Below are 12272 nucleotides of genomic sequence, written 5' to 3'. Positions count from 1 at the left end.
CAGACAGACACTCAGGTGCGCGGGCACGCGGGAGAGCGGGAATGATGACGAGACTGCTGAAATCATTCCTCGCCGATGCGAGCGGCGCGACCGCGGTGGAATACGGCCTGCTCGCCGTGCTCGTCTCCGTCGGCATGCTTGTGGGCCTCACGGCCTTCAGCGACAGCCTCAACAACACCTTCATGCTGCTCAGCAACAAGATCGAGCCGAAGTAGCGCGCTCAGCCGCGCCCTGTCTGCTTCAGCGCGTCGGCAAGGCGCATCGTCGCCGAACCCGGCTTCAACGGTTTCTGCTGGCTCTCGTGCGGCGCCCAGCCGGATACGTAGATGACGGAAAACGTCGCGCGGATGCGCCCGTCGGGATCGCAGAAGCGCTCCGCATAGAGTTCCGCCGCCCGCAGCAGGATGCGGCGCGCCAGCGGCCGGCGGCTGCGGCCGGAAAGCGGATTGGCCATGCCCATGGCGCGCAGGTCCTTCATGAGCGGAAAGATCGAATCGTAGCGCACCGTATAGCTCTCCTTGTCCGTGACCGGCAGCGCGAAGCCGCCGCGCTGGAGAAGCGCGCCGACGTCGCGCACGTCCGGAAAGGGGATGACCCGCGGGCTCGCCCCGCCCGTCATCTCGCTCTCCGCCGCCAGCAGCACCTCGCGCAGCTCCTGCAGCGTGCCGCTGCCCGGAATCGCCGCGAGGAACAACCCGTCCGGCTTCAGCGCGCGGCGGATCTGCACGAAGACGCCCGGCGTATCGTTGGTGAGGTGCAGGGCGAGCGGCGAGACGATGAGGTTCGCCGATTGCGGCTCCAGCGGCACCGTTTCGAGCGGCGAGACGGTCACCGCCTCCCCCGGGCCGGCAAATCGCCGGTCACTCTCGACCCGCTCGACGGTATCCACCTTGCCGGTCTGCATGATCGCCCGCGCGACGGCGCCGGTATGGCCGTGCAGTTCCACGGCGCGCTCGAACCGGCGCTCGATGACGCTGAGCCGTTCGGCAAGTTCGCGCGCCACCACGTTGAGCAGGAAATCCGCCGGCCCGTCGCGGAGCGCCCGCAGCCGGTTCTTGTCGATCAGGGCGTGGTCGAAGAGCGTTTCCATGAGGCGGGTCCCGTTCGGAATTCCTTCGCTTTGGCCGTTAAGACCGACTATTGTCAACCGCATGGGCGAAATGGAGGCCGAGGCATTGCCGGCAGTCCCGCTCCGGCAGGCATTCGCCCGCCGGCTGCGTGGCCTTGCGGGCGTGGCGCTCGACATCGTCTATCCGCTAGCCTGCGCCGGCTGCGGCGTTCTTCTGGGCAGCAAGGCGGGCCTGTGCCCGCATTGCTGGTCGAAGCTCGCCCTCATCGAGCGCCCCTATTGCGAGATCCTCGGCACCCCCTTCTCCCACGACCTCGGCCCCGGCATCCTCTCCGCCGACGCCATCGCCAATCCGCCACCCTTCGACCGGCTGCGTTCCGTCGCGCTCTACGACGATCTTGCCCGTGTGCTCGTCCATTCCCTGAAGTACCGCGATCGCACGGACCTCGCCCCCATGATGGCGGGATGGATGCTGCGGGCTGGCGACGGCGCCGTCCAGGCGGCGGATTTCATCGTTCCCGTGCCCTTGCACCGCGTCCGCCTGCTGTGGCGCAAGTTCAACCAGGCGAGCGAGCTTGCCCGCTCCCTCGCGGCGCTTTCCGGCAAGCCCGTGCTGATCGACGCCGTGCGCCGCACGAAGCGCACCCGCCGCCAGATCGGCCTCGGACCGCGCGCCCGCGAGGAGAACGTGCGTGGCGCCTTCTCCGTCACGCCCGAGGGCCGCGAGGCGCTCTTCGGCCGCCATGTCGTGCTCGTCGACGACGTCTATACGACCGGCGCCACCGTCTCCGCCGTCGCCCGCGCCCTGAAACGTGCGGGCGTTGCCGGCATCACCGTTTTGACCTTTGCAAGGGCGCTTCCCGGACCTATATGAAAGGCAAGTTTTTCCAGCTTTGGAGCAGCAACGCATGGCTTCGGTCGTCATCTACACGCGTCAGTTCTGCGGCTACTGCAGCGCCGCGAAAAAACTCCTCGAGACAAAGGGCGTGGCCTTCGAGGAGCACGACGCGACCTACGCGCCCGAAGTGCGCCAGGAGATGATCAAGCGCGCGGGCGGCCGCAACACCTTCCCGCAGATATTCATCAACGGCCGCCATGTCGGCGGCTGCGACGACCTGCATGCGCTGGAACGCGCCGGCGAGCTCGATCCGCTGCTGGCGGCCTGAGGAGGGATATAGATGACCGTCACGATCGCCGCCCTCCAGATGTGCTCCGGGATCGATCCCGTCCGCAACGTGGAGACGATGCGGCGCCTCGTGCGCGAGGCGGCCGCCAAGGGCGCCGTCTATGTCCAGACGCCGGAAATGACGGGCGCCGTCCAGAAGGATCGCGCGGGGCTGCGCGCCATCCTGCGCCCGGAGGCCGAGGACCTCGTTGTCGCCGCTGCCGCCGGGCTTGCCGGGGAACTCGGCATCCATGTGCATGTCGGCTCGACGGCCATCGCGCTGCCGGACGGCAAGGTCGCCAACCGCGGCTTCCTCTTCGGCCCCGACGGCGCGCGCATCTGCACCTACGACAAGATCCACATGTTCGACGTCGACCTCGACAACGGCGAGAGCTGGCGCGAGAGCGCGGTCTATTCGCCGGGCGCCGTCGCGCGCATGGCGGACCTTCCCTTCGCCAGGCTCGGCTTTGCCATCTGCTACGACGTGCGCTTCCCCGAGCTCTTCAAGGCGCAGGCGCAGGCCGGCGCCGAGGTCATCTCCGTTCCGGCCGCCTTCACGCGCCAGACGGGCGAGGCACACTGGGAAACGCTGCTGCGCGCCCGCGCCATCGAGAACGGCGTCTACATCATCGCCGCCGCGCAGGCAGGCGCGCATGAGGACGGCCGCGAGACCTTCGGCCATTCGATGATCGTCGATCCCTGGGGACGCGTGATCGCCTCCGCCGGCGGCACCGGCGAAGCGGTGGTCATCGCCGAGATCGACATATCCGCCGTCAAGGCCGCGCGCGACAAGATACCCAACCTGCGCAACGGACGCGCCTTCACCCTCGAAACGGTGGGCGTGCCCGCGAAGGGAGGCGTTGCCGCTTGATCCGCTACGAGCTTTCCTGTGACAACGGGCACGCCTTCGAAGGGTGGTTCGGCTCGGCGGACGATTTCGACCGCCAGCAGAAGATGGAACTCGTCTCCTGCCCCTCCTGCGGCTCCACTCATGTCGCCAAGCGCCTGATGGCGCCCGCCGTCTCCACGGCCCGCAAGAAGGAACGCCGTCAGGAGCTCGTCGTGCAGGCCGGCCAGCGGGAAATGATGAACAAGCTGCGGGAAATCGTCTCGATCATTCGCGCAAATTCGGAAGATGTCGGCGACCGCTTTCCCGAGGAGGCGCGCAAAATCCATTACGGCGAGGCCGAGCAGCGCGGCCTGATCGGCCGGGCGACGCCAGACGAGGTGCGCGACCTGCTGGAAGAAGGGGTCGAGGTCGCCCCGCTTCCGCTTCTGCCGGACGACACCAACTGATGCGCGGCCACCACCTCGCCATCTACAATTTCGGCCTTCACGTCGACGATTACGAAAGCCCGCGCGTCGAGGGGTTTCGCCTGCGCGAACCCCTCAACTTCGAGGCGGCGAACCGGGCGGAGGGCTTTGTCGGCCGTTCGGGCTACGACGACGTGCCGGGACCGGAAAGCTGGGGCCCAAAGGTCTACCCCCGCTTCATCGAGAACAGCGGCTTTGCGGATGCGCCCTCCTCGCTCTCCCTCTGGACCGGCATCGAAGCCCTGATGGCCTTCACCTATAGCGGCGTGCACGCCGATGCGCTGAAGCACGCCCGCAACTGGAACCAGCGGCAGGGCTGGCCTCCGCTCGTGCTCTGGTGGGTGCCGGAGGGTGCGCGGCCCGTCTGGGCGGATGGCGCCGAGCGGCTGGAACACCTGCACGACCACGGTCCGGCACCGCGTGCCTTCACGTTCAAGGCACCCTTCTGTCCCGACGGCAATCCCGTCGCCATCGACCGCGACGGCGTGAAGGCGGCTGCCGGACGCAACGCGGCCGGACAGGAGGAGCTGCTGGCGATCGCGAAGACGCTGAAACCGTGATCAGACCAATGCGCGGCGCGCCACCAGCATGTAGTTCACGTCCATGTCCTTCGACAGGTTCCACTTGTTGAGGAGCGGATTGAAGAACACGCCGGTGCGGTCGGTGACCGTCAGGCCGGAAGCCGTGAGCGGTTTTTCGATCTCTTCCGGGCGCACCAGCTTTTCGTACTGGTGGGTGCCGCGCGGCAGCCAGCGCAGCACGTTTTCCGCCGCGAAGATCGCCAGCGCCGCCGCCTTCAGCGTGCGGTTGATCGTGGCGACGAACATCACGCCGCCGGGCCGCACCATGGACGCGCAGGTGGTGAGGAAGAAATCGACGTCGGAGACGTGCTCGACCACTTCCATGTTGAGCACAACGTCGAAGGTCTCGCCGGCTTGCGCCAGCGTCTCGGCCGTCACCGCGCGATAGTCGACCGGAACGCCGCTGCCGGCGGCATGGGCTTTCGCGATGCCGATGTTCTTTTCCGACGCATCCGCGCCGAGCACATCCGCCCCCATGCGCGCGATCGGCTCGGACAGGAGGCCGCCGCCGCAGCCGATGTCGAGGATGCGAAGGCTTTCGAGCGGACGATGCGACTTCGGGTCGCGGCCGAACTGGGCGCAGACGAGATCGCGGATATAGGCGAGACGGACCGGGTTGAACTTGTGCAGCGGGCGGAATTTGCCCGTCGGGTCCCACCATTCGGCGGCCATGGCCGAAAAGCGGTCGACTTCGGCCTGGTCGATCGTCGTGCGGGCTGCCTCGCTCATGGCTCGTCTCCTTCGCGTCCGTGTATTCCGTGAAGTCGGCTTCCACACGGCGGATGTCAAGAGGGCGAAGTGCAGCGGCTCAGCCGATGCGCGTCGCCGCGAGCCGCTCCTCGTCGAGCTCGATGCCGAGGCCGGGCGCCTCGCCGAGCACCAGCCAGCCGTTCTCGTGCCGCAGGGGAGTGGCGAGCGGATAGTCGCGGCGCGCCTCGCTCCATTCCGGCGCATCGTAGGGATATTCGAGGAAGGGCGCATCACCCACACCCGCCGTCAGATGCGCATTGGCGAGCACGCCGATGCCATTCGTCCAAGAGTGCGGGGTGAAGGCGACACCCGCCTCGCGCGCCTGGAAGGCAAGCCGCCGGCAGCCGGTGATGCCGCCCACCAGCGCCACGTCCGGCTGGATGACGTCGACGGCACGCTCCTCGATGATGTCGCGGAACTCGTAGAGCTCGCGCGTCATCTCGCCGCCGGCGATGCGGACGTCCGTCGCCTCCCGGAGCGCCTTCATGCCCTTGCGGTCGGAGCGGTGCAGCGGCTCCTCCATCCAGTAGATGCCGAGCCGCTCCAGCTCGCGCGCGACGGCCAGCGCATCCTTGAAGGTCCAGGGCAGCGTCGTATCCCAAGGCATGCGCCAACCCTGGTTGCAGTCGACCAACAGGTCCAGCCGGCCGCCGACGCGGGTGCGGATCGCCTCCAGCGCCTTGACGTCCTCCCGCCAGCCGCCGCGGCCGCCGGCGGAGGAGGAAAAGCGCACCTTCATCGCCGGGAAGCCTTCCGCGGCGTAACGCTCGGCCTGGTCGGCCATGGCGGACGGCTCGCGCAGCACGCCGGAGGAGGCATAGAGCCGAACGCGGTCGGCCCGCCCGCCGAGCGCGCGCCAGACCGGCTCGCCCGTCACCTTGCCTGCAAGGTCCCAGAGCGCGAGGTCGAGCGGCCAGCAGCGGCCGTAGTGGAAGTTGATATGCGACAGCACCTCGTAGTGGCGCTCGAGATGACTCGGATCCTCACCGACGAACAGATCCTCGTGCCCCTCGAACCCCTTCATCAGGTCGCCGGAACCGATGCCCTCGCGGCCCGCATCGTCGCGCACGCGCACGATCGTCACGTCGAAATGCCGGCGCACCCGGCCGTCCCAGCTCGCCTTGAACGGTGGATCGAGCGGCAGCCGGTGATGGCTGATCCCGATGGAAACGATCCTGCTCATGTGCCCTGCCTCCTCCCGGCTCAGCCGAACTGCTGCCAGATCGTCTTGTAGTCGCAATACTTGTCGACCGCGTGCACGGAACGATCCCGTCCGAAGCCCGATTGCTTGAAGCCGCCGAAAGGCGTGGCGAAATTCGACATGTCATAAGTGTTGATCCAGACCGTACCGGCATGGAGAGCCTCGGAGAAGCGGTGCGCCAGGTCCATGTCGCGGGTGAAGACCGCACCGGCAAGGCCGTAGATCGTGTCGTTGGCGATGGCGAGTGCTTCCTCCTCCGTGTCGAAGGCGATGGCTGCCAGCACGGGCCCGAAGATTTCCTGCCGGGCGATGTGCATGTCGTTCGTCACGTCCGTGATGACACCCGGCGAGACATAGTAGCCGCCCGTCTCCGACAGCACCCGCTCGGCGCCGAAGACGCGGCGCCCGCCGTCCCTTTCGCCCGCGGCGATGAGGCCGAGCACCTTGTCCATATGCTCCGCCTCGATCAGCGCGCCGATCTGCGCCGCCGGCTCGAAGGGATGCGCCAGCGTGATCTCGCGCTTCACCACCGTCTCGATCTTCTCGATCAGCCTGTCCTGCACCGGGCGCTGCACGACGAGGCGGGTCGCGGCATGGCAGGTCTCGCCGGAATTGTAGAAGCAGCCCCAGGCGGCCGCGCTCGCCGCCGCGTCGACATCGGCATCCTCGAAGACGACGAGCGGCGACTTGCCGCCGAGCTCCAGCGCCACGCGCTTGAGGTTCGACCGGGCCGCATAGCCCATGATCAGCCTGCCCACCTCGGTCGAGCCGGTGAAGGCGACCATGTCCACGTCCATGTGCAGCGCAAGAGGCTTGCCGACCTCCTCGCCGAAGCCGGTGACGACGTTGAAGACCCCCGCAGGCAAGTCCGCCTCGACGGCAAGCTCGGCGAGCCGCAGCGCCGAAAGCGAGGATTGCTCGGCCGGCTTCAGCACCACGCAATTGCCGGCCGCGATCGCAGGCCCCAGCTTCCAGGCATCGATGATCATCGGATAGTTCCACGGCGTGATCGCTGCGACGACGCCGAGCGGAACCTTCCTGACGAGCGCCCGCGCCGCCGGTCCCGTCGGCGCGACCTCGTCGTACATCTTGTCGATCATCTCACCGTAGTACTGGATGCCGTCGGCACACAGGCGCACGTCGACACCGAGCGAAGCCTGCACCGGCTTGCCGACATCGAGCGTTTCGAGCAGCGCCAGTTCCTCGCCATGGGTCCGGATGAGATCGGCCCAGCGCAGCATGATCTTCTTCTTTTCAAGCGGCTCCCTGCCGCGCCAGATACCGCTGGCGAAGGCCCTGCGGGCGGCGCCCACCGCATGGTCGACATCGGACGCATCGCCCCGCGCCAGCACGGCCCCCGGCTGGCCGTCCATCGGGCGGATACGGGTGAAGGTCCGTCCGGATGCGGCGGGCTGCACCCCGCCGTCGATGAAATGCCCGCGCACGAGCGGCAAGCCGGCGAGGCGTTCTTCCCAGTAGGCACGGCTGTGCTGCGCGGTCATGGTCGTCCCTCAAAGCGTCTTCGGCAGGGCCATCATCGCCGCTGCGAAGGCGGCGATATCGGCATCGGAAACATCGCGGATCGTCGCGCGGCGCATCGGCCGGTTTTCCGGCGCGCGCATCTCGCGGGCGAGATCGTCGGCGGCAAGGCCTGCAAGGGCCCCGGGCAGCGCGCGGACGACGCCGCAGCGGTCCATCAGGTCGCTGACGAAGCCGGGCAGCATCGCCGCATCCGAAAGCCCGCACGCATGCGCCGCGGCGGCAAGGTCGGCCGTATCGGCCTCGATGAGCCAGGGCAGCGTCGCCTCGAAACCGAGCGCCGTGGCGAGCCCGTGATGCACCGGCGCAAGGCCAGCAAGCGCGTGGCTTATGTTGTGAGCGATCGCCGTGCCGCAATTGTCGATCGCGATGCCCGCATAGCAGGACCCGAGCAGCACCTTGCCCCGCGCTTCGAGATCGTGGGGGTTCTTCACCGCCGTCTCCAGGGTCTCGGTCAGGAGGCGCAGCGCGGCATGGGCATAAAGCACGGCGCCCGCATGGGCATTGCGGTTGGTCGCCGCCTCGAAGGCATGCACGAAGGCGTCGAGCCCGCACCAGGCCGTCAGGTTCGCCGGCAGCGACACGGTGAGCACGGGGTCGAGCAGCACGAGGTCCGCCTTCGTCTCCGGCCCCCAGATCCAGAGCTTCTTGCCCTGCGGCCCGGCGAAGATCGTCGTTGCCGAGGTTTCCGCGCCGGTGCCTGCGGTGGTCGGCACCATGATCTTCTTCAGCGGCTTTCCGGGCAGCGGATTGGCGGCAAGCGCATAGTGCATCGGGTCCTCGTCCGCCGCCGCGGCGCAGGCCGCGATCTTGGCGATGTCGAGGGCCGAGCCGCCGCCTATGCCGACGACGAGGTCCTTGCCGCGGCCGGCCGCCGTCGCTGCCTGCACGTGGGCAAGTTCCGGTTCGCCCGCGAAACCGGAGAAGACGTCCGCGGATATGCCCTCCGCGGCGAACCGGACGGCAAGGCGCTCGCCGAAGCCGTTCCCCGCAAGGAAGCCGTCCATGACGACGAGCGCGTTCTGCGCGCCGAGCGCGCGTGCGCAGGCGGCGATGGTATCGTGGACACCCTCTCCAAAGCGGATGTCGGGCACGAAAGACGTTGCGAACTTCACGAAAAATCCCCGGATTGACGTCCGGAACGGTGCATCACGATTTCAGATTCTCAAATCCTTGGATTTTTCGGGTTTTTTGATAACTTCAAATCATGAAAGCCGCCATGCTCGCCCATATCCCGCTTGAAGCCTTCCGTGTCTTCGACGCCGCCTGCCGGCATATGAACTTTTCCCGCGCCGGACGCGAGCTGAACATCACCCAGGCCGCCGTCAGCCGCCGCATCAAGGGCCTGGAAGGTCACCTCGGCACGCAGCTGTTTGCCCGCAACGGCAAGAACCTCACCCTCACCGCGCGCGGCGAGCGGCTGTTCCAGCGCGTACGCGCCTCGCTGGATTACCTGGAGGAAAGCCTGGAGCCCTTCCGCACCGGCGCGGGCCAGAGCATCTCGCTTGCCGCCAGCGGCTCGGTCTCGCACCTATGGCTGGGCCCGCGCCTTCGCGGTTTCGCCCGCGACAATCCGGAGGTCGCGATCCGCCTCGTCACGTCGGACAGCCCGGCCGACCTCGCCTCGGAAAACAATGACCTCGTGATCCTCTATTCCTCCGGCGAGCACCCGCGCTGGGAGCTGACGCCGCTTCTTGCCGAGGAACTGGCACCGGTCGCCGCACCGGCCTACATCGCCCGCAAGGGGCTCGATGCCGCGGCGATCGGCCCGGCCGACCTCGCCGGCCTCGACCTCATCGACTACGAACGCTTCAACGCCAACTGGATCTCCTTCCGTCCCTGGCTGGAGCGCGTCGCGCCCGAGACCTGCCGCCGCATGCCGCTTCCGCGCCCGCATCTCGTCTTCTCCACCTACGCGCTTGCCATAGACGCGGCCCTCGGCGGCGACGGCGTGGCGCTTGGCAGCCTTGGCCTCATCGCTGCGCAGCTTGCCGAAGGCTCGCTCGTGCGGCTCGGCGGAAAAAGCCTTGTCACCGGCTACGGCTACCATCTCGGCCTGCCGAAATTCCGCGCGATCCCGCCGGAGGTGCGGAGGCTGCACGAAAGCCTGCTGGCCTCCCGCACCGAGCCGTGACGATACCGTGATGGCGCACCGCTTGCAGGCACCATGCTTGTGGCCTATCAGAGGCGGAAGATGGACGGGCCGGCAGGTTTTCCCGGCTTCCGGAAGCTGCCCATCGTCACGGCAACGGCGCGGTTCGGCATGAGGGAGCGTAGGCAAGGCAGATCCGGCTTGGTTGTCTTCGGGCTCTTCGCATTCGTGCTGCTGGGCGCGATCGGCGCGACCGTGCTCCTTGCCAACGACTACCGCAACCTCAACCTGCTTCTCGCCCGCTTCGGCTACGATCCTGTCGACGTCACCCCGCGCCGGCGCGAATTGCGCCCCTACGAAATGAAGGGCAACCGCCTGCCGCGCCCGAAAGGGTTCATCTCGGAGCGGCTCATCACCCCGGTCACGCCCAGCCAGGCGAGGTTCGTGCGCACGATCCGCAAGGCGCCGGAAGCGCTCTGCGAGGCACTGCGCCAGGGCGGCTTCGACAATTCCGGCTGGAAGACCGGTCTTTTCGACAAGGGCAGCTGGGAGTGCCAGTCCTACCGCGAGTTTCCGGACCCGCATGACGGCGAAAGCGGCCCCTCGTCGGTCTTCCTGTCGATCAGGGGCGACGCGCAAACGCGTGTCTCCTCCTTCCGCATCAAGCTCAACATCGAGAATCCCGCAACCCAGGCACGCGTGACCGCCGCCGTCATCCAAGCAATCGAGATTTTTCTCGACGAGGTACGCTGGCAGGAATCCCCCGACATATTCGCCGGTATCCGCGCGCTGAAGGCGTTCGACATCGTCCGCTTCGGCAATCGCATCCAGCTCAAGAAGGAATTCGGCGAAACACCGCGTTTCAACTTCATCATCACGCCCGACCGCACGCAGAACCGGAATTCCTATCTGCCCGACTACTTCGACCGCGCCCGCTGGCTGCCGCTGCCGGAGAAACTTTGAGCCGGGTCGTTGAAGACAGAGGCAATTCCGGCGACGATGCGCGGCATCGGCATGGAGTGCATATGGCGGCGACCACCGCAGGCAGGCGAGCAGGATCACGCGCGGCGGCGCTTGCCCTGCTGCTGCTCGCCGCAGTCCCGGCAACAGCGACGGAGTTGAATCGAGGACCGGCCTCCGACGATCCGATCTGGACCGACAGGCCCGTCCGCATCGACCGGCGGAAACAGCGTTACGAAAGGCTCGCCGTCCCGCTTCTCCCGACCCTGCTCCGCATCCGCGTCAGCAGCCGCGTCAACGTCCTCGACAGCGCCTCCTTTGAAGACGGCGGGCGTCTCTATGTGTTGACGGACATCGTGCCGGTCGATCCCAGCCGGTTCTGCCGCGGCGCAGCCGGCGCGATTGCGGTTTGCGGCCAGCAGGCAAGGATCGCCCTGAGATGGCGGATCGCCAACCGCACCCTCTCCTGCAAGGAGGATTTCCGCGGCGGCCTCGTCTCCTTTCTCACCTGCAGGTCCGAGGGAAAGGACGTGGCCGAAGCGCTCGTGGCAAGCGGCGCGGGCTGGGCCGCGACACCGCGCCTCTACGCGGCGCAGGAGAAGGCCATGCGGCAGGGGACCGGCATCTGGATGGACCAGGAATGCCTGCGGCTTCGCAGGTGCCCGCCCGGTTCAGGACGCTAGCTCCGTACCGCAAGCCGGCATCACTTTACCGGTTCACGCAGCCCGTCTTCCCCGATATGACATCGACCATGACCGCTTTCCAGCCTCCTCTGCACCGCCGCCGTCTCGCCATCCCGGCCGATCGGCCGCTCATCTACGCGATCGGCGACGTGCACGGTTGTCATGATGCCCTCCTGGCGCTGGAAGAGCGGATTCGCACCGATGCAGCGGACCATGCGCACCTGCGCCCGCTCATCCTCTATCTCGGCGACTACGTGGACCGCGGGCCGGCCTCGAATGCGGTGATCGAGCATCTCGCTGCGGAGCGCCACTCCGACGGCATCGAGCGCATCGCCCTTTGCGGCAACCACGACGACACGTTCCTGAAGTTCATTTTCGATCCGCAGCAGCACAGGCGCTGGCTGGATTTCGGCGGCGATGCGACGCTCCGCTCCTATGGGCTGGCGCTCCATGACTATCTTGACCGCGCGGATGGCATGGAGGTGCTCGGGAAAGACTTGCAGGCCCGCATCCCCTCCCATCACGTCGCCTTCCTGCAGAACCTGCCGGTCGCGCTGCTCAGCGGCAAGCGGCTTTTCGTGCATGCGGGCATCCGGCCCGGCGTGCCGCTCTGGCGGCAGGAGGACCACGACATGATCTGGATTCGCGAGCCGTTCCTCAGCGAGGGACCGGGCCTGCCGGTCACGGTCATCCATGGCCATACCGCCGGGCTTGAGCCGGTCTTCGGCAAGGGCCGCATCTGCATCGACACGACCTGCTACGCGACCGGACGCCTGACGGCGCTCAAGGTCACGCCGGAGGGTGCGACCCTTCTCCAGGCCGGTTCCGGCGGAAGCGTGCACCCCCGATTTTGATTGTCTTCATCCTCTTCCGAATTCGTCTTCGATGCGGATGATGTCGTCTTCTCCGAGGTAGGAG

General features: G+C 67.3%; 15 protein-coding genes. 10 read left to right on the top strand and 5 right to left on the bottom strand.

Annotation, left to right across the window (positions count from 1 at the left end; genetic code table 11):
* The first annotated feature begins 41 nt into the window (after nt 1–41).
* A complete protein-coding gene (locus ACIIOY_RS25045) occupies nt 42–215 on the top strand; it encodes a Flp family type IVb pilin (protein ID WP_411037397.1) in 174 nt (57 codons plus the stop codon).
* Between the two features lie 5 nt (nt 216–220).
* Here ACIIOY_RS25045 and ACIIOY_RS25040 read toward each other — a convergent pair whose 3' ends face one another.
* Nucleotides 221–1090 (bottom strand): methyltransferase domain-containing protein, encoded by an 870-nt coding sequence (locus tag ACIIOY_RS25040; protein ID WP_411037396.1) that lies wholly within the window; start codon nt 1088–1090, stop codon nt 221–223.
* Between the two features lie 61 nt (nt 1091–1151).
* Here ACIIOY_RS25040 and ACIIOY_RS25035 point away from each other — a divergent pair, with 61 nt between their 5' ends.
* Genes ACIIOY_RS25035 through ACIIOY_RS25015 form a run of 5 tightly spaced genes read left to right on the top strand, consistent with a single transcriptional unit; the run spans nt 1152 to nt 4108 of the window.
* The gene (locus ACIIOY_RS25035) at nt 1152–1943 is read left to right on the top strand and encodes a ComF family protein (RefSeq protein WP_411037395.1); all 792 of its coding nucleotides are present in this window, start codon (nt 1152–1154) and stop codon (nt 1941–1943) included.
* A 34-nt stretch (nt 1944–1977) separates the two neighbouring features.
* Entirely contained in the window at nt 1978–2235 is a 258-nt protein-coding gene (gene grxC / locus ACIIOY_RS25030; RefSeq protein ID WP_411037394.1) for a glutaredoxin 3, read from the top strand.
* A gap of 12 nt (nt 2236–2247) precedes the next feature.
* A complete protein-coding gene (locus ACIIOY_RS25025; protein ID WP_411037393.1) occupies nt 2248–3105 on the top strand; it encodes a carbon-nitrogen hydrolase family protein in 858 nt (285 codons plus the stop codon).
* Entirely contained in the window at nt 3102–3530 is a 429-nt protein-coding gene (locus ACIIOY_RS25020) for a DUF1178 family protein (RefSeq protein WP_411037392.1), read from the top strand. Before ACIIOY_RS25025 ends, ACIIOY_RS25020 begins: the two co-directional genes overlap by 4 nt.
* Nucleotides 3530–4108: a DUF3291 domain-containing protein gene (locus ACIIOY_RS25015; RefSeq protein ID WP_411037391.1), complete on the top strand. Its 579-nt coding sequence runs from the start codon at nt 3530–3532 to the stop codon at nt 4106–4108. The genes ACIIOY_RS25020 and ACIIOY_RS25015 overlap by 1 nt, the downstream gene beginning before the upstream one ends.
* On the opposite strand, the gene ubiG is transcribed toward ACIIOY_RS25015, so the two are convergent.
* The 4 genes from ubiG to ACIIOY_RS24995 form a co-directional block, all read right to left on the bottom strand.
* Nucleotides 4109–4858 (bottom strand): bifunctional 2-polyprenyl-6-hydroxyphenol methylase/3-demethylubiquinol 3-O-methyltransferase UbiG, encoded by a 750-nt coding sequence (gene ubiG / locus ACIIOY_RS25010; RefSeq protein WP_411037390.1) that lies wholly within the window; start codon nt 4856–4858, stop codon nt 4109–4111. It lies immediately after the preceding gene.
* Nucleotides 4859–4937: 79 nt separating this feature from the next.
* The gene (locus ACIIOY_RS25005; RefSeq protein WP_411037389.1) at nt 4938–6062 is read right to left on the bottom strand and encodes a mandelate racemase/muconate lactonizing enzyme family protein; all 1125 of its coding nucleotides are present in this window, start codon (nt 6060–6062) and stop codon (nt 4938–4940) included.
* A gap of 20 nt (nt 6063–6082) precedes the next feature.
* A complete protein-coding gene (locus ACIIOY_RS25000; protein WP_411037388.1) occupies nt 6083–7582 on the bottom strand; it encodes an aldehyde dehydrogenase family protein in 1500 nt (499 codons plus the stop codon).
* Nucleotides 7583–7591: 9 nt separating this feature from the next.
* Nucleotides 7592–8734 (bottom strand): iron-containing alcohol dehydrogenase, encoded by a 1143-nt coding sequence (locus tag ACIIOY_RS24995; protein WP_411037387.1) that lies wholly within the window; start codon nt 8732–8734, stop codon nt 7592–7594.
* 104 nt (nt 8735–8838) lie between these two features.
* On the opposite strand from ACIIOY_RS24995, the gene ACIIOY_RS24990 reads away from it, so the two are divergent.
* From ACIIOY_RS24990 to ACIIOY_RS24975, 4 genes are all read left to right on the top strand, one after another.
* Complete coding sequence (locus ACIIOY_RS24990) at nt 8839–9753, top strand: LysR substrate-binding domain-containing protein (RefSeq protein ID WP_411037386.1); 915 nt, start codon at nt 8839–8841, stop codon at nt 9751–9753.
* 159 nt (nt 9754–9912) lie between these two features.
* Nucleotides 9913–10674 carry a DUF6030 family protein gene (locus ACIIOY_RS24985; RefSeq protein ID WP_411037385.1) on the top strand — a complete coding sequence of 254 codons (762 nt, stop codon included), beginning with the start codon at nt 9913–9915 and terminating at the stop codon, nt 10672–10674.
* Between the two features lie 62 nt (nt 10675–10736).
* Nucleotides 10737–11354, top strand: a complete 618-nt coding sequence (locus ACIIOY_RS24980; RefSeq protein WP_411037384.1) for a thermonuclease family protein — start codon at nt 10737–10739, stop codon at nt 11352–11354.
* Nucleotides 11355–11422: 68 nt separating this feature from the next.
* Nucleotides 11423–12208, top strand: coding sequence for a metallophosphoesterase (locus ACIIOY_RS24975; RefSeq protein ID WP_411037383.1), 786 nt, complete (start codon nt 11423–11425; stop codon nt 12206–12208).
* Nucleotides 12209–12272: the final 64 nt, after the last annotated feature.

The organism is Shinella agrisoli, from assembly GCF_046557955.1.
GTDB lineage: Bacteria > Pseudomonadota > Alphaproteobacteria > Rhizobiales > Rhizobiaceae > Shinella.
The sequence above is the reverse complement of the archived record's forward strand: the minus strand, read 5'-3'. Positions and strand labels throughout refer to the sequence as shown.